Origin of the sequence: Schauerella aestuarii (assembly GCF_009866805.1) — a bacterium.
GTDB lineage: Bacteria > Pseudomonadota > Gammaproteobacteria > Burkholderiales > Burkholderiaceae_B > Schauerella > Schauerella aestuarii.
In genome coordinates this window covers 648,162-671,799 of record NZ_SIZW01000042.1, presented here as the reverse complement: position 1 = coordinate 671,799, position 23,638 = coordinate 648,162, and the positions used below count along the sequence as shown (strand labels likewise).

Below are 23,638 nucleotides of genomic sequence, written 5' to 3'. Positions count from 1 at the left end.
CCGAGAAGGTTCCATTCACAGTAACGGACTCGCCGTAACGGTTCGGCTGATCGGATAGGCTTAAGGGATGAGCTCAGACGATGCGCTTTAAAGATGAGCGTAAAGGGTAGGCTCAACGAACAGCTTTGACGGACAGGCTTAAGGGAGAGGTTTAAGGGAGCGGCTTAACGGACAGGCCTCTTCGGCAGCCGGCGCCAAAAAAAACGGCACCTCGATCAGAGGTGCCGTTTTCATCGAAGCAGGAGCGTGATTAAGCGCGTTTCTTCGTGAACATGCTCACGATGAACAACACGATGATGGCGCCCACCACCGAGGCAATCCAGCCCACCGGTTCGCCCGATCCGTACCAGCCCAAGGTGCGGCCCAGAAAGCCCGCCACCACAGCGCCCACGACACCGAGGACAGTGGTCAAGATGAATCCCATGCTTTGTGTGCCCGGCATGATCGCGCGGGCAATCAACCCGACGATAAAGCCCACGATGATCATGATGATGATGTCCATGCGAAACGCTCCTTGAATAATTGACGAGCCGTCGGATGTGCTCAATCTGATCTTAGCGATCACACGCGACGTCGGTGTAACAACCGGTACACCGTGGCAAAATTGCCGCACGCTGTTAAGCATGTAGCGGGCCTGACTTAATCGCGCTTTGAATTATTTGTTTGGCGTAGCGGCGTCGATGTGGATGCTCCGCAGGAATCCGTGACCTTTCACACGCACGCGAACGGCTCTCAAGCCATGAGTCTTGCCTTGAGTGCGCCTCAACTTCCGCGCGTGATATCGAGCAGTTGCTTGAGATCGTGGGTGACGACCTCGATTTGATCGCTATCGGAAGCCAGTAGTCGTGCCTTGCCATGCTTGTCGAAAATGTAGACGCCGCGGCTGTGCGTGACGTCGTATTGTTCGGCGGTCGCACCGGGCTTGGGTTTTTCGATTTGATAGGCCACGCGATAGCGGCGGGCGAGGTTGGCTACCTCGCGCTCGTCACCGGTAAGACCCACGGCGTTGCGATTGAACGCGTTTACGTAGGTTTGCAGCACATCCGGCGTGTCCCGATGCGGATCCACGCTCACGAAGAGAATCCGCACGTCGCGTGCGTCGTCACCAAGACGCCGCAACACTTCAGTCAATTGCGCCATCGTCGTTGGGCACACGTCCGGGCAACTCGCATAGCCGAAGAACAGCAACACGGTCTTGTTGTCGAACGCCTCTTGCGTCACGGTTGTATCGCCGGCGCCTTTCAAGGAAAAGGATAGATCCGGCAGATGGCCCTGAACGTTGTACAGCGACCAGTTCATCGACCGATCGCCGCACCCCGTCAGGCCCGCGACAAGGAACGCGAGTGCCAGTATCCAGCGGCGCACGCGCTGCGACACGATCAGTCCTGACCGACCATGCCGCTGTGGCGCAGCAACGCATCGATGCTTGGATCGCGCCCACGAAATGCCTTGAAGGAATCGGCCGCCGGTCGGGCGCCGCCCACGGCCAGAATTTCCTGGCGGAAGCGACGGCCGGTTGCCGGGTCCAGGGTGCTGCGCGTACCCTCGGTTGCCGCAGCGCGGGCGGCGGCATCTGCAGTGACCTGAGCCGCCTCTTCAAATGCGGCGTAGGCATCTGCGGACAGCACCTCCGCCCATTTGTAGCTGTAATAGCCTGCGCCATAGCCGCCCGCGAACAAGTGCGAGAAGCTGTGCGGAAAGCGATGCCAGGCCGGGGGCGTCAGCACCGACACTTCCTGACGCACGGTGCCCAGCAGTTCGAGGACGCCAGCGATATCGGTTGGCGTTTGCTTGGCGTGCAGCAAGATGTCGAAAAGCGAAAACTCGATCTGGCGTACCGTCTGCATGCCGCTTTGGAAATTGCGGGCGGCCGAAAGTTTGTCGAAGAGCGCGCGCGGCAAGGGTTCGCCAGTGTCGACATGCGCCGAGAGCTGTTGCACGACCGGCCATTCCCAGCAGAAATTCTCCATGAACTGCGACGGCAATTCGATGGCATCCCACTCCACGCTCGAAAACGCCGAGGCGCCCGGCTCGTCCACTTCGGAAAGCAGCGCGTGCAAGGCGTGGCCCATTTCATGAAACAGCGTGATCACATCATCGTGTGTGAGCACGGCAGGTTTGCCTTCCGAGGGTCGCGAGAAGTTGCAGGTGAGATAGACCACCGGCGTTTGCAATTCGCTGCCCACGCGGCGGCGGCTGCGCTCGCTATCCACCCACGCACCGCCTTGCTTGCCCGAACGGGCATACAAGTCAAGATAGAGATAGCCCACGAGTTCGCCGTCGGGGTTCTCGACGCGAACGCCTTGTGCGTCTGCGTGCCACACGGCCACTTCGGGCGCAGCCTTCAACCGCACCTCGAACAGCGTTTCAATCACGCCGTACAGGCCGGAGAGCACGCGGGGCTCGGTGAAGTACTGTTTGACTTCATCTTCCGAATACGAATACTGCGCTTCGCGCATGCGCTCGGACACAAACGCGTTATCCCAAGGTTCGAGTGACGTCATGCCCAAATGCTCGGCGCCGAAGGCGCGCAGCGCCGCGAGGTCTTTTTCGGCAAACGGTTTGGCACGCGCGGCCAGTTCACGCAAGAAATGCGTGACTTCATCCGCATCGCGCGCCATGCGCGTCTGCAAACGCAGCGCGGCAAAGTTGGCGTAGCCCAGAAGTGTCGATTCCTCGGCCCGCAACTTGAGCAACTCTTCGATCAAGCTCGAGTTGTCGAACTGGGTATCGCCGTGTTCCGACGCCACCGTCCCGTAGGCGCGATACAACGTCTCACGCAACGCGCGCGACTTGGCGTACTGCATCACCGGGATGTAGCACGGCATTTTCAAGGTAAGCGTCCAGCCTTCCTGCTTGGCATCCTGCGCCGTCTTGCGCGCGGCCGCCTTCACGTCTTCTGGAATGCCGTCGAGTTGGGCTTCATCGGTTACCTGATACGTCCAGGCATCGACGGCATCCAGCACGTTCTCTGAAAATTTCTGGGATACCTCGGCTTCGCGCTCGGCGTTGGCCGCGTATTGCTCGCGCGCCTCGCCTTGAAGCTCGACCCCGCTCAAGCGGAAATCGCGCAGTGCCAGTTCCAGCACGCGCTGACGAACCGGCGACAACGTGGCGAACTCCGGGGAGGCGTGAACGCGTTGATACTGCTTGTAGAGTCCTTCATGCAAACCCACCCAGGTCGAAAAGGCGGTGACTTTCGGCAATGCCGCGTTGAACGCCTCGCGCAGTTCAGGCGTATTGACGACTGCATTCAGATGCCCGGCCACCGACCACGCACGCCACAGGCGGCCGCTGGCCGTGTCCAACGGCTCGCTGATCGTGTCCCAGGTCGCCGGTCGTGCCGGATCGGCCGTCTGGTCGACAGCGGTGCGGGCCGCGGCCAACAGGTCGTCGATCGCCGGTCCAATGTGTTCGGGCTTAACGGCCGCGTAGTCGATCAAATCGGAGACGGGGGCGAGCAGGGGGTTTGTAGTCATGTGGCCTGGCAGAAAATAAGCATAAACATGCGCCGCGGACGACGCATGGACGGCGAAGATGCCGGGTTAGATGCTTTATATGGCGGCGCGTTCCGCAGCTTCAATAGTGTTGACCAACAGCATGGCGATCGTCATGGGGCCCACACCGCCCGGCACGGGCGTAATGGCGCCGGCCACTTCGGCTGCGCTGGCGTAATCCACGTCGCCGCACAACTTGCCGTCCGCGCCGCGGTTGATGCCGACGTCGATCACCGTGGCACCCGGTTTGATCATGTCGCCGGTAATCATGCCCGGCTTGCCGGTCGCCACCACCAGAATATCGGCCCGGCGCGTTTGTGCCGCCAGATCGCGCGTCTTGGAGTTGCAGATCGTGATCGTGGCGCCTGCCGCCAGAAGCAGCATGGCCATCGGCTTGCCCACGATGTTGCTGGCGCCCACGATAACCGCCTCGGCGCCGCGCGTGACCACGCCTTCCGCTTCCAGCATCTTCATGACGCCATAGGGCGTGCAGGGACGGAAAAGCGGTTGCCCGGTCATCAACAACCCGGCATTGCTCACGTGAAACCCGTCGACATCCTTGTCGGCAGCGATCGTTTCGATCACCTTGTGCGCGTCCATGTGGGCGGGCAAGGGGAGTTGCACGAGAATGCCGTGGATCGCCGGGTCATTGTTGAGCGCCTGAATACGCGTCAGGAGTTCGGCTTCGGTCAGGGACGCGGGATACTGCTCCATGACGGAATGCAGGCCGGCTTTCTCGCAGGCCGCAACCTTATTGCGAACATAAACCTGGGAAGCCGGGTTATCGCCGACCAATACCACTGCGAGACCAGGCGTCGTGCCGCCGGCAATCAGCGCGGCCGCACGTTGAGCGACTTCGTCGCGAATGCGTACTGACAGGGCGGCGCCGTCGATTCTTCGTGCGGTCATGCGTGCGCCTCGGGTTTGGCCAAGGCGACTTTCATCAGATCGGCTACGGTGGTCACTTCAAGTTTTTCCATGATATTGGCGCGATGCGCCTCTACGGTTTTGATGCTGATGCCCAGATCGTCGGCGATCTGCTTGTTCAGCCGGCCGGCGACGATGCGCTCGAGCACCTGCTGTTCGCGCGCGGTGAGGCGGGCCAACATCGCTTCATGATCCCGCTGGGCCTGGAATTTCGACACACGCTGCGTGGCCTGTTCGAGCATGCGGGCCACGATTTCACGCAGATCCTGCTCGTTGAACGGTTTCTCGAGGAAGTCGATGGCGCCTTTCTTCATCGTCGTGACGGCCATCGGCACATCGCCGTGGCCGGTGATGAACACGATCGGCAACGGCGCCTGGCGGGCGATCAACTGCTCCTGCAACTCGAGGCCGCTCATGCCGGGCATGCGAACGTCGCAGATCAAGACGCCGACCGTGGCGGGGTCGTAGTCATCGAGGAAACTTTCGGCACTGGCAAACACGCGCACGCGATAGCCATTGGCTTCCAGCAGCCAACGCAACGAGTCTCGGACGGCTTCGTCGTCATCGACAATGAACACCGTGCTCGAAATGGGGGGGGTAGTCATGCGTGCAACTCCTCGGACTGTTCGTTCTGATCGAGCGCTTGTGGCGCTGCGCAGGGCAAAGTAAAGCGGAAGATCGTACCGCCGGCGGGATTGGGGTCAGCCCACAGGCGGCCGTGGTGCGACTCGATAATGGTACGGCAGATGTTCAGGCCCATACCCAAGCCTTGTGTCTTAGTACTGAAGAACGGCTCGAACAGGCGCTCGGGCTCGGCCAGTCCATGTCCGCGGTCGACGACGGCAACTTCGATATGTTGCTCATGCAGGATCACGGCCACCTTCAATTCGTCGGAATCGCTCTTTTCCATCGCTTCCAGACCATTCTTCAGCAGATTGAGCAGCACCTGCTCGATCAGGATCGGGTCGGCCAGCACGTCCGGCGCGGTCGACGGCACAAACGGTTCGATGCGAATGCGGCGCTTGCGGGCATCGATATCGGCAAAGCCGATCGCGTTATCCACAATGCCGCGAATGGCCACGCGTTGGCGACGCGGCTCGCTGCGCTTCACGAATTCACGGATACGACTGATGATCTTGCCCGCGCGCTCAGCCTGCGCCGCCGCTTTTTCCAGCGCGGGCAGCAGCATGGTCGGGCTGGTATGCCCCGCCTTCACCAGCGCCACGGCACCCATACTATAGTTAGAGATGGCGGTGAGGGGTTGGTTCAACTCATGCGCGAGCGATGATGCCATTTCACCCATCGTGGTGAGACGGCTCGTGAGCTGAATCTTTTCCTGTTGGAGACGCGACGCCTCTTCATGGGTGCGGCGCTCGGTGATATCCCGGGCGACCTGCATGCGTACCCGGCGCCCGTCCGTCCATGCCAGCATTCGGTGATGCACCTCGAACCAGCGCTGTACGGAAGGCGATAGCACCTCGACCGACTCATCCGTAAAACGCCCACGGCGGCCGGCGAGCAGTTCCTCGTGCCCCCCGGTCTGCGCGCCGAAGACGCGCCGGTAGGTGCGGTTGGCAAACAGCAGTTCCAGGCCATCGTGCGTGTCGGCCGTGACCGAGATCGCGTCGTCGAGCCCCTCCAGCACCGTCATGAACCGCTCGTGTGCAGCAGTGAGTGCTTCCCGGATGCGCTTGGGCTCGGTGATGTCGGTCATCGAGGTCATCCAGCCGATCTGATTGCCGTTGGGATCGAGCAGGGGCGACACATACATCCGCGCCACGAAGCGCGACCCATCGCGGCGCTGCGCTTCCACTTCGAGCCCGCTGCTCGGCGTTTTGCCCGACGTGAGGGTGTCCAAGGTGTGCTGGTGATACTCGTGCCGCCCCGGCACCCAGTAGGGAAAGGGCGGGCTGCGGCCGATCAGGTCGGCTTCGTTCCAGCCGATCATGCGGCAAAAGGCCGGATTGACGTAGGCGATACGACCTTCCAGATCCAGCACACGCATGCCGGTGGACATCGAATTTTCCATGGCGCGCCGAAATCCGGTTTCGGCAATCAGCGCGGCCTCGGCGTGGGATCGGAAGCGCGTGTAACGCCATAGCATCAACAGGCTGATCACAATCACGCAGGAGAGCGCGAGCACCACCCACAGCAGCCGCTGCTGACGCATCTCCTGGTCGATGGTGACGAACATGACACTGTCGTCATGAATGCGCTGCAACCAGAAGAAGGCACCCATCACACAGATATAGAGCACCAGGACCAGCACGGGCGTGAGCCAATAGAGACCGCGCCTGCGCATGCGGGCGTGATCGTGGAACGGCGTCGGGATATTTGATTTATGCGGGCTGGCCATGGAAGACGCGTCGGTCGAGGGACCGGAATGCGCTCATTTTAAACTTTGTTTCTGCTCTAGCGGCAGCTTGGTATTTTGCATTGTGAAATGCCGTACCGCAACATGAAATTTCACTTGCTGAAGGGTCGGGTTTTTTCCTAGAATGCCCGCATAAGCTGCCCGTAAGCCCTCGATTGTCGCGTGCCTGTTCCCTCGGCGTGCCGGTTTCGAAGCAGGGCTTTCACCCGTCGGACGCGACTTGCACGCGTCGGACGCATGATTACTCCACAGGAGACACAACGATGTCCTCTTCCGCCCAAGCCGGCGCCCTTCAGGCTGCCAACGACGAAGATACCCTGGAAACCCAGGAATGGCTGGAGGCGCTTGCCGCCGTACTCGAACGTGAAGGCCCGCAGCGCGCCCACTATCTGCTCGAACGCTTGATCGACGAGGCGCGTCGCTCCGGTGCGCATATCCCGTTTTCGCCCAACACGGCGTACGTCAATACGATTCCGCCGGGGCTGGAACCTGCTCATCCGGGCAATCTGGATCTCGAAACACGCATCCGTTCGTATGTGCGCTGGAACGCCATGGCCATGGTGGTGCGCGCCAACCGCGCTGCGCCCGACGACGGCGGCGATCTGGGCGGCCACATCGCGTCGTTCGCCTCGTTGGCCACGATGATCGGCTGCGGTCAAAACCACTTCTGGCACGGCGAGACGGCTGAGCGCGGTGGCGATTGCGTGTACTTTCAGGGTCACTCATCCCCCGGCATCTACGGCCGCGCCTTCCTCGAAGGCCGCCTGACCGAAGACCAGCTCAACAATTTCCGTCAGGAAGTCGACGGCAAGGGGTTGTCGTCGTATCCGCATCCCAAGTTGATGCCTGAGTTCTGGCAGTTCCCCACCGTGTCGATGGGGCTGGGCCCCTTGATGGCCATCTATCAGGCGCGCTTCCTCAAGTACCTGCATGCCCGCGGCATTGCCGATACCTCGAACCGCAAGGTCTGGGTATTCTGCGGCGACGGCGAAATGGACGAACCCGAATCGCTGGGCGCGATCGCCTTGGCGGCGCGTGAGAAGCTCGACAACCTGATCTTCGTCGTCAACTGCAACCTGCAGCGTCTGGACGGCCCGGTGCGCGGCAACGGCAAGATCATCCAGGAACTCGAAGGCGACTTCCGCGGTAGCGGCTGGAACGTCATCAAGCTCATCTGGGGCGGCTACTGGGATCCGCTGTTGGCCCACGACAAGGAAGGCATCCTGCGTCGCGTGATGGAAGAAACCGTCGACGGCGAGTACCAATCGTACAAAGCCAACGATGGCGCCTTCGTGCGCGAACACTTCTTCGGCAAGCATCCGAAGTTGCTGGAAATGGTCAGCCGCATGAGCGACGAAGACGTCTGGCGTCTGAATCGTGGCGGCCACGATCCCCACAAGGTGTTTGCCGCGTTCGATTCGGCCACCAAGCACAAGGGTCAACCCACCGTTATCCTGGCCAAGACCATCAAGGGTTACGGCATGGGCAAGGTCGGTCAGGCCAAGAACCCGTCGCACCAGCAGAAGAAACTGGATGTGGACGCCGTGCGCGAATTCCGCGACCGTTTCGCGATTCCGATCCCCGACGATCAGCTCGAAGAGCTCCCGTACTACAAGCCGGCCGACGATTCGCCCGAAATGAAGTACCTGCACGAGCGGCGTGCCGCGTTGGGCGGCTACCTGCCGCAACGCCGCGCCAAGTCGGACGAGAAGTTGAAGGCGCCCAAGCTCGAAGCGTTCAAGTCGTTGCTTGAGCCCACCGCCGAAGGCCGCGAAATCTCGACCACGCAGGGCTTTGTGCGTACGCTCAACCAGATCCTGCGTGACAAGGAACTGGCCCCGCGCGTGGTGCCGATCCTGGCCGACGAATCGCGTACGTTCGGCATGGAAGGCTTGTTCCGCCAGATCGGGATCTACGCCCCGGAAGGTCAGAAGTACACCCCGGTCGATAAAGATCAGGTGATGTACTACAAAGAGTCGGCCGACGGTCAGCTCTTGCAGGAAGGCATCAACGAAGCGGGTGCAATGAGCTCGTGGATTGCGGCGGCCACGTCGTACTCGACGAACAACCGCATCATGATTCCGTTCTTCATCTACTACTCGATGTTCGGTTTCCAGCGCATCGGCGATCTGGCCTGGGCTGCGGGCGATATGCAGGCGCGCGGCTTCTTGCTGGGCGGCACGGCCGGCCGCACGACGCTCAACGGTGAAGGCTTGCAGCACGAGGATGGCCACAGCCATCTGATGGCTGCCACGATCCCGAACTGCGTACCGTACGATCCCACCTTCGTGCACGAGGTGGCGGTCATCATCCAGGACGGCCTGCGCCGCATGGTTGAAGAGCAGGAAAACGTTTATTACTACCTCACGGTGATGAACGAAAACTACGCACAACCCGGTCTGAACACGGGCGACGAAGAAGGCATCTTGAAAGGGATGTACAAGCTCAAGTCGTCGGGCAAGGGCAAGCTGCGCGTGCAATTGATGGGTTCGGGCACGATCCTGCGCGAAGTGATGGCTGCGCAAGACCTGCTGGAAGCCGACTGGGGCATTGGCTCGGACGTCTGGAGCGCCACCAGCTTCACGCTGCTGCGCCGCGATGGCCTCGATTGCGAGCGCCACAACCTGCTGCACCCTGACGACAAGAAGCCCCAGGTGCCGTACGTCACGCAGCAACTCGAAAAGACCGAAGGTCCGATCATTGCCTCGACCGACTACATGAAGGCATTCGCCGACCAGATCCGTCAATTCATGCCGCGCGGTCGCGACTATCGCGTGCTGGGTACCGATGGATTCGGCCGCTCGGATTTCCGTTCGAAGCTGCGCGAACACTTCGAGGTCAATCGTCACTTCGTCGTGCTGGCGGCGTTGAAGGCCCTGGCCGATGAGGGCAAGCTGCCCACTTCGAAGGTGGCCGAGGCCATCAAGAAGTACAAGATCGACCCCAATAAAGCCAACCCGCACTACGCCTGAGGGACGCGAAAGACATGAGCGATATCGTAGAAATCAAAGTGCCGGACATCGGCGACGCCAAGGATGTCGAAGTCATCGAGATCCTGGTCGCCGAGGGCGACACGATCGAGGCCGAACAGAGCCTGATTACGCTGGAGTCCGACAAGTCCTCGATGGAAATCCCCGCCAGCCAAGGCGGTGTGGTCAAGAGCATCAAGGTCAAGATCGGCGACAAGGTGTCGGAAGGCGCCATTGTGCTGACGCTGGAAGCCGGTGAAGCGGCGGCCAAGGGTGGCGATGCCAAGTCGGCTGAAAAGCCTGCTGAAGCACCGAAAGCAGATGCACCCAAAGCGGACGCACCCAAGGCCGAAGCCGCGGCGAGCGCCAAGCCCGCAGCCAGCGCGGCGCCCAAGGGCGGCAGCGGTGGTCCGGTCGACGTGACCGTCCCTGACATCGGCGACTTTTCCGAAGTCGAAGTGATCGAAGTCATGGTGGCCGAGGGCGACAGCATCAAGGCCGAGCAAAGCCTGATCACTGTCGAAACCGACAAGGCCTCGATGGAAATCCCCGCGCCGCAAAACGGTACGGTGAAATCGCTGAAGGTTAAAGTCGGCGACAAGATCTCGAAGGGTTCGTTGATCCTGCAACTCGACGCCGAAGGTGGCGCCGATGAGGCTGCCGCGGATGCCAAGCCCGCCGCCGCGAGTGACCACGAGCCTGCTGCTGCGGCTGAAAAGCCTGCCGCCGCCTCTGGCGAGAGCGGTTCGGCAAAGCCGGCCGAAGCGGGTCAATCGAAGGCCGCGCCGGCCGCTGCACTCGAAACGGACCTCAAGCCCAACGAGCTGCCGCACGCATCGCCCTCCGTGCGCAAATTCGCGCGTGAGCTTGGCGCTGATCTGCGCAAGATGAAAGGTACGGGTCCCAAGGAGCGCATTACGCAAGACGACGTCCGTGCGTTCGTCAAGCAAGCACTGGCTTCGCAAGGGTCGGCGGCGCCTGCCGCCGCCGGCGCTTCGGCCGACGGTGCCGCACTGGGTCTGTTGCCGTGGCCGAAGGTCGACTTCACCAAGTTCGGTGAGATCGAAACCAAGCCGCTGTCGCGCATCAAGAAGATCTCCGGCGCCAACCTGCATCGTAACTGGGTGATGATTCCCCACGTCACCAACAACGACGTGGCTGATATCACCGACCTGGAAGCCTTGCGCGTCACGCTGAACAAGGAAAACGAGAAATCGGGCGTCAAAGTCACCATGCTCGCGTTCCTGATCAAGGCCGTGGTCGCCGCGCTCAAGACATTCCCCGAGTTCAATGCATCGCTCGATGGCGATAACCTGGTGTTGAAGCAGTACTACAACATCGGATTCGCGGCCGATACCCCCAATGGATTGGTTGTGCCGGTGATCAAGGATGCCGACAAGAAGGGTATCCTGCAGATCGCGACCGAAACCACCGAGCTCGCCAAGAAGGCCCGCGACGGCAAGGTCTCGCCCGCCGACATGCAAGGCGGCTGCTTCTCGATTTCGTCTCTGGGCGGCATCGGCGGCACGTCGTTCACGCCCATCATCAACGCGCCTGAAGTCGCCATTCTCGGTGTGTCGCGTTCGTCGCATCAGCCTGTGTGGGACGGCAAGCAATTCGTGCCGCGCCTGCAATTGCCGTTGTCGCTGTCGTACGACCATCGTGTTATCGACGGCGCGTCGGCTGCACGCTTCAACGCCTATCTGGGTGCCTTGCTGGCGGACTTCCGCCGCATCGCACTGTAAAAGGGGACACGATGAGCAAAGTTGAAATCAAGGTCCCGGACATCGGCGATTTTCATGACGTGGACGTCATCGAAGTGCTCGTGGCCGAAGGCGACACCATTACAGCCGAGCAAAGCCTGATCACCGTTGAAACCGATAAGGCGTCGATGGAAATCCCGGCTACGCAAGGGGGCAAGATCACCGCGCTCAAGATCAAGGTGGGTGACAAGGTCAGTCAGGGCACCGTGCTGCTGGAAGTCGAAGCCGCTGCTGGCGGCGATGCCGGCGCAGGCAAGGAAAGCAAGTCGGGCGGTGCTGAGAAGCCCGCAGCCTCGGCCGACGCGGCCAAGTCGGCTTCGTCCTCGGATTCGGCTGACGCGAAGTCTGGCTCAGGTGCATCGGCAGGTGCTTCGGCGTCCAACGGTGGCCAGCAGGCTGCAGCCACCAAGGGCGACTCGCAAACGTCGGCCAGTGGCCGCGAAACGGCGGGTACTGCCAACAAGGCCGCACCCACGCCCGCCAAGTTCTCCGGTCAGGCCGACATCGAATGCGACATGGTCGTGCTGGGCGCAGGCCCGGGCGGCTACTCCGCCGCGTTCCGCGCAGCCGACCTGGGCATGAACGTCGTGCTCGTCGAACGCTATGCGACGCTGGGTGGGGTTTGCCTGAACGTCGGTTGCATTCCCTCCAAGGCGCTGTTGCACACCGCCGCTGTGATGGAAGAAGCCAAGTCGCTTGCCGACCATGGCATCACGTTCAGCGAGCCCACGATCGATCTCGGCAAACTGCGCGCGTTCAAAGACGGCGTCGTGGGCAAGCTCACGGGCGGATTGGCCGGCATGGCCAAGGCCCGCAAGGTCAAGGTCGTGACAGGCAATGGCGAGTTCGCCGATCCCAATCACCTTACCGTGAAGGCTGCCGACGGCAAATCGCAAACGATCCGCTTCAAGCAGGCCATCATCGCGGCCGGCAGCCAATCGGTGAAGTTGCCTTTCCTGCCCGAAGACGACCGCATCGTCGATTCGACCGGCGCGCTGTTGCTGCGTTCGATTCCGAAGAAAATGCTGATCGTGGGCGGTGGCATCATCGGCCTGGAAATGGGCACTGTGTACTCGGCATTGGGCGCACGCCTGGACGTGGTCGAAATGCTCGACGGTTTGATGCAGGGCGCCGACCGCGACCTGGTCAAGGTGTGGCAGAAAATGAATACGCCGCGCTTCGACAACATCATGCTCAAGACCAAGACGGTAGGCGCGAAAGCCAAGAAAGACGGCATCTACGTCACGTTCGAAGGCGAGGGCGCCCCGAAGGAGCCTCAACGCTACGACCTGGTGCTCCAGGCTGTGGGCCGCAGTCCCAACGGCAAGAAGATCGGCGCCGAACGGGCTGGCATCATCGTGGGCGATCGTGGCTTCATCGAGGTCGACAAGCAATTGCGCACCAACGTGCCGCATATCTTTGCGATTGGCGACATCGTTGGGCAACCCATGCTGGCCCACAAGGCCGTGCATGAAGGCCACGTTGCCGCCGAAGCTGCACACGGTGAAAAGAGCTTCTTCGACGCGCGCGTCATTCCGTCGGTGGCGTACACCGATCCGGAAGTGGCATGGGTTGGCCTGACCGAGGATGCCGCCAAGCAGCAAGGCATCAAGATCCAGAAGGGCGTGTTCCCCTGGGCCGCCTCGGGCCGCGCGATTGCCAATGGCCGTGATGAAGGCTTCACCAAGCTCCTGTTCGATGCCGACACGCATCGCATCCTGGGTGGAGGAATCGTCGGCACGCATGCTGGTGATTTGATCAGCGAAGTGGCGTTGGCCGTCGAAATGGGCGCTGATGTGATCGACATCGCCAAGACCATCCATCCGCACCCGACGCTGGGTGAATCGGTGGGCATGGCCGCTGAAGTGGCCGAAGGCGTTTGCACCGACTTGCCGCCGATGCGGAAGAAATAATGGGGGGCTCGCCGGCCGGTTAGGCTGGTCGGCGCCTTTTATGAATGGCCGCGCAATTGATTTGTGCGGCCATTTTTTTGAATGTTTAGGTTTGTTGTTGGCACCTTCGAGAGCACGGCTCACCACGAGGAACGGCCGTTGGACTTGTGATCCAACGGCCGTTTTTCTTTGCCAATGCAGAGGGCCTGGTCCGCCTGCGCCGGCAAAGCGGGGAAGGGCTGTGAGGGCAACCCTTGTACTGCCTACTACGTACTCAGGTACTGCTTTGTTGCACTGTTGCAGTGGCGACCGCACGGGTGCAGCGCTCACTGCCTCAATGCTCTATTCCGTGCGAGTCGCTTATTGCAGCAGCGACAGCACCGATTGCGGCACTTGGTTCGCTTGGGACAGCACCGAGGTGCCGGCTTGCTGCAGAATCTGCGAACGGCTCATGTTCGACACTTCCGTCGCGTAATCGGCATCTTCGATACGCGAACGCGCAGCGGACAGGTTGTTGACCGTGTTGTTGAGGTTGGCCACCGTGGATTGGAAACGGTTTTGCACGGCACCCAGCGAGCTACGCAGCGAATCGACTTGCGACAACGCTGCATCCAACTTCTTGAGGGGATCGCCAGTCGAGGCGAATGACGTCACGCCACCGAAATCGACGGGGTCGGCTGCGGTGAACTCCAAGGTTGTACCGGCAGCGTTCAGCGTTCCTTTGGACGTATCGATCGCAACGTAGATTTTGTCACCGCCCTTTACACCCTCGCGAGTCGCGTCCGGCTCTACCGTAACTTCAGCGAACAGGTTGCCTTTCTCATCCGCGACCACGACAGGCGTGGGGGGCGTTGAGCCGAGATCGGCCAAGCCAGTGGTGCCCGCCAAGGTGACCGAAGTCACTTTGGTCGTATCGCCGTACGCTTTCTTTAGGGCATCGGCAACGCCCGCCGTGCTAGTGGTACCGACCGGGCCCGAAACGTTGAAGCCGCTCAGCTTCAGCGTTCCAGCGTCAATCTTCTGCAGATCAATGTCGATTGTTTCGCTGTCGTTGGCGCCCACTTGAATCTTCAACGTCTGGTCAGAAGCCAAGACCTTCACGCCGTTGAATTGCGTTTGATCGGACACACGATCGATTTCAGCGAGACGTTGTTCAATTTCGCCTTGAATCGACTTCAAGTCGCTCGCCGAGTTCGAGCCGTTTGCGGCTTGCACCGACAACTCGCGAATGCGCTGCAGGTTCGTATTGATTTCATTCAGTGCGCCTTCCGTCGTTTGCGCGACCGAGATGCCTTCGTTGGCGTTGCGCGAAGCTTGCGACAGCCCTTTGATGTTTGCCGTGAAGCGGTTGGCGATGGCTTGGCCGGCGGCATCGTCCTTGGCGCTGTTGATGCGGAAGCCCGACGACAGGCGTTCGATGGCCGTGCCCAAGCTGTTTTGCGATTTGTTGAGGTTGTTTTGAGCAACCAGCGAAAGGTAGTTGGTATTGATGACAGCCATGGAGGCGCTCCAAGTAAAGTTAAAGCCGTCTGGCCGGTTTGGGCCGAACGAGTCAGGCGCCCGGATGGGTTTGTGTTGCCTGTGACCCGATAACGTCGCCTTTCACGGTGACTTCAGCGGAATTAACAATTGGATCGGAAGCGGAAATGCAAAAACCGGCCGAAGCCGGTTTTTGCGTCAAGCAAGTAGTGCGGGTGTTGCTTGCTACGAGATTATTGCAGCAGCGACAGAACCGACTGGGGCACTTGGTTTGCCTGAGCCAGAACCGAGGTGCCAGCCTGTTGAAGGATTTGAGCCTTCGACATGTTCGACACTTCCGTGGCGTAGTCGGCATCTTCGATGCGCGAACGAGCGGCGGACAGGTTGTTGATCGTATTGTTAAGGTTATTGACAGTCGACTGGAAGCGGTTCTGGACAGCGCCGAGGTCCGATCGGAGCGAATCGACATCTGCCAGAGCGGCGTCAATCTTCTCCAAGGGGTTCGCTGTGGCGGTTTTGCCTGCACCGGTTGCGACCGCAATCTTCGCACCAATAGTCACCTGGCCAGGAACAGCGTCAACTGGGGGGACAGCGGCAGCATCTTCCGCAGTGCCTGCGGTATAAGTAGCAGAGTAATACTCTCCATCTACCTCTGCAACGTATTTGGTCGTGCCATTATCGTCGTAGCTATGCAACGCCTGCGTAGTTGCACCGGCAGGACCACCGGAAAATTCGATGCTACCACCTGCGTCATCCGTGTCGGCGATTTCGGTGAGATCATCTGTGCCGATGGAACCGGACACCGACAAATCAGTCAGCTTCAGTGTTGCAATGTTGATTTGTTTCAAATTGATGTCGATTGTCTCACCGTCATTGGCACCGACTTGAATTTTCATCGCGTCGGTCTGCGTGAGAACGCTAGTACCGTTAAATTTGGTCTGGGTCGAAACACGATCGATTTCTTGCATGCGCTGATCGATTTCTGCTTGGATCGAGTCGAGATCCGAACCTGAATTGGTACCGTTCGATGCCTGAACCGTCAATTCGCGGATGCGCTGCAGGTTGTTGTTGATTTCGTTCAACGCGCCTTCGGTCGTCTGAGCGAGCGAGATGCCATCGTTGGCGTTACGGGCGGCTTGCGTCAAACCCTTGACGTTGGCGGTAAAGCGGTTGGCAATGGCTTGACCAGCTGCATCGTCCTTGGCGCTGTTGATGCGCAGGCCCGACGACAGCTTTTCGATAGCCGAACCCAGCGTGTTTTGCGATTTCGTCAGGTTGTTTTGGGCAACGAGCGAAAGGTAGTTGGTATTGATGACCGGCATGGAAATGCTCCCAGGTGTAGAAAATTACTTGCCTAATTTGGGGGCAGCCCTGCTGCCCTACCTGTAGACCGACTAGTCGTTACTAGCTTGCCTACATCCTGGGTAACGGCGGTTACGAATGGATCTTTAGGGGTCCGATTAACAAATAGTCGGAAATATCTGGATTTTCTTAACGGCTGGATGGATGGGCCTCGAGCGCGACTACGAATTTCCCATCGCCTGCATAGGGACGAGAGCACTGGTGCACGCCTGAGGACGCAATAGGGAGTGCCGTTGCGCCAGGAAGGAACCGGTGAACATCACGCCAGGCACAATCAATGGAGAAGGCTAACTGGGGAACGCGCTTTGAGGATGGTGACTTGTGTTAGTCGTCTACGCGGCGAGCAAATGCGCCGGGAGGGCGCTGATCTCGACAGGCTATCGTTGATAGCGCACTTGATGCGTATCTTGATGGTGTTTATAGATGTGAGTAGGGTCTATAGAGACAGAAGGGGCGAACCGATAGGCAGAGCCGAACGGATTGGCAGACACGGCAGCGCTTGCTAAATGACTTGTGCCAAGTCCATGCCGTCCGGCAGTCTATGCCAGGACATCTCAGACAGATAGTTCCGAATGCGCGCGGTCGCTTGTGTACGAAGCTGGCATACCCGCGCTTCAGTCACATTAAGCACGGCGCCAATTTCTTTCAGATTGAGCCCTTGCTCGAAATAGAGCGAAAGCAGCAGCTTCTCGCGCTCCGGTAGCGCATCGATCGCTTCGATCACGGTACGACGCAGATCGTTTGCCAACAAATGATCGATCGGGTTGCCGCCGGCGGCGACGCCGCCCAGCGAATGTTCGATTCCGCCATCGAGGTTATCGCTTTGCGTGGCGAAATCCTCGTAGTGCACCACCTGCACACCCTGTGCATCATTAAGAAGCGCGTGATAGGCCGGCAAATCGAGATCCATGCCCTTTGCAATCTCGCCTTCGCTGGGCGCGCGCATGAGTTCACGTTCGAGCTTTTGTATCGTCTGTTCGATTTTCTTGGCTTTTGCCCGCACGCTGCGCGGCAGCCAATCCTGATTGCGCAGTTCATCGAGCATTGCGCCGCGAATGCGGGCAGTGGCGTACGTCTCGAACTGAGCCTCGGCCGTTTCCTGGTAGCGCCGTACGGCGTCGAGCAAACCGATCATGCCAGCCTGAATCAGGTCGTCGAGCTCTACGCTGGCGGGAAGCCTGGCCAGCAGCTGCAACGCCAGCCTGCGAACAAGCGGCGCGTAGCGATCGAGAGCATCTTCATTTACGGGCATTGGCGCGAGATCGGTGACGATGGTCGATCTGAACGTGTGAGGCAACGGTCAGCCGACGCTGTAGGCAAGTCACAACACGCGCAATGTTGCTCGTGTCGTCTACCTACCCGGCATTCTCCGCAAGTTTTTCAAGCTCATTCTCGCAATCACCCTTAAGAAGTAGGGCCATTTCGCCGTATTACGCCCGCACTACATCTTTAGGCGTCGTACAAATGATGCAGCTTTTTCGCATCTCCACATGTTTTGTCATATTTAATGCGGAAAATGTCACCATTCGTGGTAAATTTTAAGAATGTTGCGAAGTTTTGATACATAACGACATGTTTTCGGGGCATTGAGACATAGAAACCGCAAGTTTCTGTTACGTCTGTAAATTCTCCGGGGATGACCCCAACTTGGAGCCGCCACTACTGTGAACCCCGCCGATAACACCCTGCTTGCCGACATTCGTGAAGTCAATCTTTCGTACCTGATGCTGACCCAGCGTATGTTGCGTGATGATTATTCGACCGCCATGTTCCGCTTGGGCTTCAGCAACGAAGTGGCTGACATCCTGGTTCGTCTTTCGCCCGCACAACTCGTGCGGCTCGCCAGCTCCAGCTCTTTGCTGTGCCGATTCCGCTTTGACGATTACAGCTTGCTGTCCGCGTTGACGCAAGACACGTTTGGTGGAGCGTTGCAGCAAGCACACGCCACCATTCTGCTGTCGAAGCAGCCCGTCGAAGAACTCAACTAAGTCGCTCGACGACCTCCATGGCCACCAAAAGCATTTCCAAAGAAGCCGGCGACATCATGCTCGCCAGCACCATGATTACCCTGGGCGCACGTCTGCAGGTCTTGCAGGCCGAGACGGATCTGAGTCACGATCGGTTGGCGCGCCTTTATCGCGAGATCCGGGGTTGCTCGCCACCCAAGGGCATGTTGCCGTTCTCGGTCGACTGGTTCATGACCTGGCTGCCGAATGTGCACTCGTCTTTGTTTTTCAATGTCTATCAGTTCCTGAATCAGCGCACGCCCGCCAAGGGCACGCGCGCGATCATCGACGCTTACAAGCTCTACCTCGAACACGTGGCAGAGAAGGGCGGAGATCCGTCGGAGCCCGTGCTGAGCTTCACGCGTGCCTGGATGTTGGTGCGTTTTTTCGACAGCGGCATGATGCAATTGTCGGAGTGCCGTCAGTGCGGCGGCCATTTCGTGGCACATGCGCACGATCTGCAAGGCAGTTTCGTATGCGCAATTTGCCGTCCGCCGCCACGCGCCGGCAAGACACGCGCGGCGCGTGACAGCAAAGTCCCTGCAATGTCGCTCGCAGTGCCTAAATTCTCGTGATGCGGTGCCGTTAATAGAGTAGGCAATCCGGATGCTACGTGAGAGTTACACGTGGCGCAGTTTCAAGACTTCGGCGCCCAGTGTTGGGCGCCGATTTTTTTTCGTCAGGCGCACTCGCTGGCGTTTGAGTTTCCAACATCCGGCGCTCATAAGCGATGAAGAGCCCCTGAAAATGGCCGGTAACTCAGCGATCCGAAGGTCGGCCTTCAAGCGAAGATGAGCGCTGGGTAGTTACGTACCAGCTAGGCAGGGACCACCGTGTTAATCATTTTTGGATTCATCGTCGTCATCGTCTCGGTCGTCGGCAGTTTTGTCGGACTGGGCGGGCATTTGGGCGCGCTTTACCAGCCGCTCGAGCTGACCTTGATCGGCGGCGCCGCGTTCGGCGCCTTCTTGGCAAGCAACAGCAAGAAATCGATCAAGCTCGTCGTGCAGTCGATCCCATTGGCAATCAAGGGCGCGCCCTACAGCAAGCAAAGCTACATGGAGGTCATGGGCCTCTTGTATGTGCTGCTCAACAAGGCGCGCCGCGAAGGTCTGATGGCGATCGAATCGCACATCGAGGATCCCACCTCCAGCCCGATTTTCAGCGAATATCCCAGCATTACCAAAGATCCGAAATTGATGGAATTCATCACGGATTACCTGCGCATCATGATCAGCGGCAACATGAGTTCGTTCGAGATCGAAACGCTCATGGATGAAGATATCGAAACCTATCGCCATGAGCGCGATGTGCCTGCGCACGCGCTGCAATCCGTTTCCGACGGCTTGCCCGCATTCGGCATCGTGGCCGCAGTGCTGGGCGTGATCAAGGCCCTGGCTGCGGTCGATCAGCCGCCCGCAATTCTTGGCGACCTGATTTCCAAGGCCATGGTCGGTACGTTCCTCGGTATCTTGTTGGCCTATGGCTTCGTGGGCCCGCTCGGTTCGCGCGTGCAGCGCGTGTCCGATGAGTCGATGAAGATCCTTGAGTGCATCAAGACCACCTTGTTGGCCAGCATGAACGGCTACCCGCCGCAACTGGCTGTCGAGTTCGGCCGGAAAGTGCTTTTCTCATCCGTGCGTCCGTCGTTTGCCGAGCTCGAAGAGCACGTTAAGCAGACCAAGTCGAAGACCTGACCGGGCACGCAATGAGTACCCCTAATAATCATCGTATCGTCGTGCGCCGCAAGAAGGCGCGCGGGGGTGGTGGCGGTCACCACGGCGGCAGTTGGAAGATTGCCTACGCCGACTTCATCACGGCCATGATGGCGTTCTTTCTTGTGTTGTGGCTGGTCAGCATTGTGCCCCGCGAGCAGCTCAAGGGAATCGCCGATTATTTCAAGATGCCGCTGAAGGCCGCGATCGTCGGCGGCCCGAATAGTTCGGCGGAAACGAGCGCGATACCGGGCGGAGGATCCGATCCGATCCGCGATCAGGGTGAGGTGCGCCGTTCCAATGGGGAGCGTGTGCAGGCTGCCGCAGATGCCGAGCGGCGCGACATGCGCCGGCTTGAAGATCTGAAGCGCCGGCTGGAACAGATGATCGAATCCAGTCCGGTACTGCGCGCGTTTCGCCCGCAGTTGCTGCTCGACATCACGACCGAAGGTCTGCGCATCCAGATCGTCGATGCGCAGAATCGTCCCATGTTCGCCACCGGCCGTGCCGACGTGCAGCCTTATATGCGCGACATTCTCCGGGAGCTCGGTCCCGTTTTGAATGACATGCCCAACAAGATCTCGCTGTCGGGCCACACCGATGCGGTTCAGTACGCGCGCGGTGAGCGCGCTTACAGCAACTGGGAACTTTCAGCCGACCGTGCGAACTCGTCCCGGCAGGAGTTGGTCGCCGGCGGGATGAACGAAGGAAAGGTGCTGCGGATCATGGGCTTGTCGTCCAGCATGAGCCTGATTAAAGATGATCCATATGCTGCCGTTAATAGACGTATCAGCTTGATCGTGCTCAATTTCCGAACGCAACGTCGTATCGAAGCCGAGAATGCAGCCGCCGGGGGATCTCCCGTGTCTGGCGTGTCCGATTTCGATGCTGCCGTTTCTGGCGGTGCTGCGGCACCCGAAAGCGATGCGGCAACCGCCGGCAACGTTACGCCTTCCGGTGGCCTTCGGTCATCGGGAGCAACAACGCCGGCGAACGCCGCTGTATCTCAATAGGAGTTTTTCATTCCATGCCGTGCAAGACCATTCTGGTAGCCGACGATTCCGCCACCATGCGCATGATCGTTCAAGCCACGCTGGCGAGCGATAACTGGTCTGTCCTCGTCGCCAGCAATGGCAAGGACGCACTTGCGGCAATCGCCGATAAGTCGGTCGACCTGGTCGTCACCGACTGGAATATGCCTGTCATGGGTGGGCTGGGGTTGATCCAGGGATTGCGCACGTCGCCGCAGCATCGCGATGTGCCGGTTCTGGTGCTCACCACGGAAGAAGATCAGGAAAGCAAACTCGCCGCACGTGACTTGGGCGTGCGCGGTTGGTTGGGCAAGCCCGTAGATCCGGACGTATTGCTCGATATGGCCACCGAGATTTTGATGCAACCTCAGGCTTCCACTCTTTAATCGAAGTTCTCTAACCCATGAGCAATACTTTGGACCTGAGTCAATTTTTCGATACCTTTTTCGACGAAGCGGACGAACTGCTCGCACAGATGGAGCAGTTGTTGCTCGAATTGGATGTCGATACGCCCGACATCGAGCAACTCAACGCCATTTTTCGTGCGGCACATTCGATCAAGGGCGGTGCGGCCACCTTCGGTTGCTTCCAGCACCTGGCTGAAACCACACATTTGCTCGAAAACCTGCTCGACGAAATCCGCCGGGGCGAGATGGCTCTGCGCACCGATATGATCGACACCTTTCTGGAAACCAAGGACGTGTTGAAAAGCCAACTTGACGCTTATCGCGCTTCTGCAGTGCCCGATGAGGAAACCTTTTCGCGCATTTGCGGCATTCTGCGGCAGATCGCTGACGAGCACCGCGAAGCGCTGCAGGGCGGCGGCTCGGTATCGGCTTCACCAGCAGCACCGGCTGCCCCTGTTGCAGTTGCCACGCCGGAGGTTTCGACCGCGCAGCCGGCACCCGTTGCTGTGGCGGCCATGGCGCCGGCAGCATCTTCCGCTGCCACCATCACCGATACGAGTCTGCCGCTATGCGTGCGCATCTCGGGGGTGAGTGGCAAGGATGCGCAATCCTTGCTTGAGGAAATGGGTCATCTGGGCCGCGTGCTCGGCCACGAGCAGGGTGCTGAGTCCCTGACGGTGTGGGTAGACAGCACCTGCAGCGCTGACGACATCGAGGCCGTATGCTGCTTTATCGTCGACGGCGACCAGATCGGTATTTCGCGCGAAGCCTATGGCGCACCGGTGCCCGCAGCATCGCCGTCGGCTGCAGCGCCCACGATCGTGGCAGCCGCTACGCCCGCACCGGCTGCGGTGCAGCAGGCTGCACAAGAGGCGGCAAGTGTGGTGGCGCAGGCGCAATCCACGAGCGCAAGCGATATTTCGATCACCTCCAATGCGGCGCCGGTTGCGCCCAGCACACCCGCGGCACCTCGCGCGGCGGCCAAGCCGGCCGCAGGTGCGTCGGGCGCCGACAAGGAAAACACGTCGATTCGTGTGGGCGTCGAGAAAGTCGATCAGGTGATCAATCTGGTGGGCGAACTCGTCATCACGCAAGCCATGCTCGCGCAGATCGCCTCCACGCTGGACCCCGTCTTGCACGATCGTCTGCTCAACGGCATGGAGCAACTGGAGCGCAATGCGCGCGATCTGCAAGAGTCGGTCATGTCCATTCGAATGATGCCGATGGATTATGTATTCAGCCGCTTCCCGCGTGTGGTGCGAGACATTGCCACGAAGATGGGCAAGCAGATCGAGTTGCAGACGATCGGTCGTGCAACCGAGCTGGACAAGAGCCTTATCGAGCGCATCATCGATCCGCTTACCCACTTGGTGCGCAACAGTCTGGATCACGGCATTGAAACGCCTGAAAAGCGTATTGCTGCAGGCAAGGATCCCGTTGGCAATCTGATGTTGTCGGCGCAGCATAGCGGCGGCAACATCGTCATCGAAGTCAGCGACGACGGCGGCGGTCTGAACCGCGAACGCTTGTTGCAGAAAGCGATTTCACAAGGCATCGCCATCAGTGAAAACGCCAGCGACGACGAAGTCTGGCAGTTGATCTTCGCGCCGGGCTTTTCGACGGCCGAAAAAGTGACGGATATCTCCGGCCGCGGTGTGGGCATGGACGTCGTTCGACGCAACATCCAGGACATGGGCGGTCATGTGCAATTGTCGTCCACGCCGGGTGAAGGTACGACCACGCGCATTGTCTTGCCATTGACGTTGGCCATTCTCGACGGCATGTCGGTTCGCGTCGGTCAGGAAACCTTCATTCTGCCGCTGAATCACGTCACCGAGTCGCTGCAGCCCACGTCCGATCAGATCTACTCCGTCACGGGCAATGAGCGCGTGCTGTTGGTCCGGGGTGAGTACTTGCCGCTGGTCGAGATGCACCGCGTCTTTGATGTGGCCGGTGCGCAAGCGGATCCGATGCAAGCAATTGCGGTGATCATGCAAGCACAGGAGCGCCGATTCGCGTTGCTCGTCGACCACCTCGTCGGACAGCACCAGGTCGTGGTGAAGAATCTCGAATCCAACTATCGCAAGGTTCCTGGCGTTTCGGCCGCCACCATCCTGGGTGACGGCAGCGTCGCGCTCATCATCGATGTGTTTGCGCTGGCACGCGCTAATCGCGAGAAGTCGTTTTCGGCCGAAGCCCTTTTGAATTAACGGAGA

The 23,638-nt window shown here is 59.7% G+C and carries 18 protein-coding genes; 9 read left to right on the top strand and 9 right to left on the bottom strand.

Annotated elements, in window-relative coordinates; translation table 11 throughout:
* Positions 1 to 250: 250 nt before the first annotated feature.
* The 6 genes from EYW45_RS18245 to EYW45_RS18220 form a co-directional block, all read right to left on the bottom strand.
* On the bottom strand, positions 251 to 502 hold the full coding sequence (locus EYW45_RS18245; RefSeq protein ID WP_161136836.1) for a GlsB/YeaQ/YmgE family stress response membrane protein: 252 nt from the start codon (positions 500 to 502) through the stop codon (positions 251 to 253).
* Between the two features lie 260 nt (positions 503 to 762).
* On the bottom strand, positions 763 to 1,299 hold the full coding sequence (locus tag EYW45_RS18240) for an SCO family protein (RefSeq protein WP_161137105.1): 537 nt from the start codon (positions 1,297 to 1,299) through the stop codon (positions 763 to 765).
* 80 nt (positions 1,300 to 1,379) lie between these two features.
* Positions 1,380 to 3,479 (bottom strand): M3 family metallopeptidase, encoded by a 2,100-nt coding sequence (locus EYW45_RS18235; protein ID WP_161136835.1) that lies wholly within the window; start codon positions 3,477 to 3,479, stop codon positions 1,380 to 1,382.
* 75 nt (positions 3,480 to 3,554) lie between these two features.
* On the bottom strand, positions 3,555 to 4,406 hold the full coding sequence (gene folD, locus EYW45_RS18230) for a bifunctional methylenetetrahydrofolate dehydrogenase/methenyltetrahydrofolate cyclohydrolase FolD (RefSeq protein ID WP_161136834.1): 852 nt from the start codon (positions 4,404 to 4,406) through the stop codon (positions 3,555 to 3,557).
* The gene (locus tag EYW45_RS18225; protein ID WP_161136833.1) at positions 4,403 to 5,029 is read right to left on the bottom strand and encodes a response regulator transcription factor; all 627 of its coding nucleotides are present in this window, start codon (positions 5,027 to 5,029) and stop codon (positions 4,403 to 4,405) included. The genes folD and EYW45_RS18225 overlap by 4 nt, the downstream gene beginning before the upstream one ends.
* The gene (locus EYW45_RS18220) at positions 5,026 to 6,780 is read right to left on the bottom strand and encodes a PAS domain-containing sensor histidine kinase (protein WP_161136832.1); all 1,755 of its coding nucleotides are present in this window, start codon (positions 6,778 to 6,780) and stop codon (positions 5,026 to 5,028) included. Before EYW45_RS18220 ends, EYW45_RS18225 begins: the two co-directional genes overlap by 4 nt.
* Positions 6,781 to 7,061: 281 nt before the next feature.
* Between EYW45_RS18220 and aceE the strand changes: the two genes are divergently transcribed.
* Genes aceE through lpdA form a run of 3 tightly spaced genes read left to right on the top strand, consistent with a single transcriptional unit; the run spans position 7,062 to position 13,443 of the window.
* On the top strand, positions 7,062 to 9,770 hold the full coding sequence (aceE, locus tag EYW45_RS18215; RefSeq protein ID WP_161136831.1) for a pyruvate dehydrogenase (acetyl-transferring), homodimeric type: 2,709 nt from the start codon (positions 7,062 to 7,064) through the stop codon (positions 9,768 to 9,770).
* Positions 9,771 to 9,784: 14 nt separating this feature from the next.
* Positions 9,785 to 11,512, top strand: a complete 1,728-nt coding sequence (gene aceF / locus EYW45_RS18210; protein ID WP_161136830.1) for a dihydrolipoyllysine-residue acetyltransferase — start codon at positions 9,785 to 9,787, stop codon at positions 11,510 to 11,512.
* An 11-nt stretch (positions 11,513 to 11,523) separates the two neighbouring features.
* Complete coding sequence (lpdA, locus tag EYW45_RS18205; RefSeq protein WP_161136829.1) at positions 11,524 to 13,443, top strand: dihydrolipoyl dehydrogenase; 1,920 nt, start codon at positions 11,524 to 11,526, stop codon at positions 13,441 to 13,443.
* 339 nt (positions 13,444 to 13,782) lie between these two features.
* Here lpdA and EYW45_RS18200 read toward each other — a convergent pair whose 3' ends face one another.
* From EYW45_RS18200 to EYW45_RS18190, 3 genes are all read right to left on the bottom strand, one after another.
* Positions 13,783 to 14,922 carry a FliC/FljB family flagellin gene (locus EYW45_RS18200; RefSeq protein ID WP_161136828.1) on the bottom strand — a complete coding sequence of 380 codons (1,140 nt, stop codon included), beginning with the start codon at positions 14,920 to 14,922 and terminating at the stop codon, positions 13,783 to 13,785.
* Between the two features lie 212 nt (positions 14,923 to 15,134).
* Entirely contained in the window at positions 15,135 to 16,223 is a 1,089-nt protein-coding gene (locus EYW45_RS18195; protein WP_161136827.1) for a FliC/FljB family flagellin, read from the bottom strand.
* A gap of 542 nt (positions 16,224 to 16,765) precedes the next feature.
* Positions 16,766 to 17,515 carry an RNA polymerase sigma factor FliA gene (locus tag EYW45_RS18190; protein ID WP_161136826.1) on the bottom strand — a complete coding sequence of 250 codons (750 nt, stop codon included), beginning with the start codon at positions 17,513 to 17,515 and terminating at the stop codon, positions 16,766 to 16,768.
* Positions 17,516 to 17,927: 412 nt separating this feature from the next.
* Between EYW45_RS18190 and flhD the strand changes: the two genes are divergently transcribed.
* The 6 genes from flhD to cheA all read left to right on the top strand — a co-directional run bounded on the left by flhD (position 17,928) and on the right by cheA (position 23,632).
* Complete coding sequence (gene flhD, locus EYW45_RS18185; RefSeq protein WP_161136825.1) at positions 17,928 to 18,251, top strand: flagellar transcriptional regulator FlhD; 324 nt, start codon at positions 17,928 to 17,930, stop codon at positions 18,249 to 18,251.
* 17 nt (positions 18,252 to 18,268) lie between these two features.
* Positions 18,269 to 18,844 carry a flagellar transcriptional regulator FlhC gene (gene flhC / locus EYW45_RS18180; RefSeq protein ID WP_161136824.1) on the top strand — a complete coding sequence of 192 codons (576 nt, stop codon included), beginning with the start codon at positions 18,269 to 18,271 and terminating at the stop codon, positions 18,842 to 18,844.
* A gap of 258 nt (positions 18,845 to 19,102) precedes the next feature.
* A complete protein-coding gene (motA, locus tag EYW45_RS18175; protein WP_161136823.1) occupies positions 19,103 to 19,966 on the top strand; it encodes a flagellar motor stator protein MotA in 864 nt (287 codons plus the stop codon).
* A gap of 11 nt (positions 19,967 to 19,977) precedes the next feature.
* Complete coding sequence (motB, locus tag EYW45_RS18170) at positions 19,978 to 20,997, top strand: flagellar motor protein MotB (RefSeq protein ID WP_161136822.1); 1,020 nt, start codon at positions 19,978 to 19,980, stop codon at positions 20,995 to 20,997.
* A gap of 14 nt (positions 20,998 to 21,011) precedes the next feature.
* A complete protein-coding gene (locus EYW45_RS18165) occupies positions 21,012 to 21,401 on the top strand; it encodes a response regulator (protein WP_161136821.1) in 390 nt (129 codons plus the stop codon).
* 17 nt (positions 21,402 to 21,418) lie between these two features.
* Positions 21,419 to 23,632, top strand: a complete 2,214-nt coding sequence (gene cheA, locus EYW45_RS18160; protein ID WP_161136820.1) for a chemotaxis protein CheA — start codon at positions 21,419 to 21,421, stop codon at positions 23,630 to 23,632.
* Positions 23,633 to 23,638 lie beyond the last annotated feature (6 nt).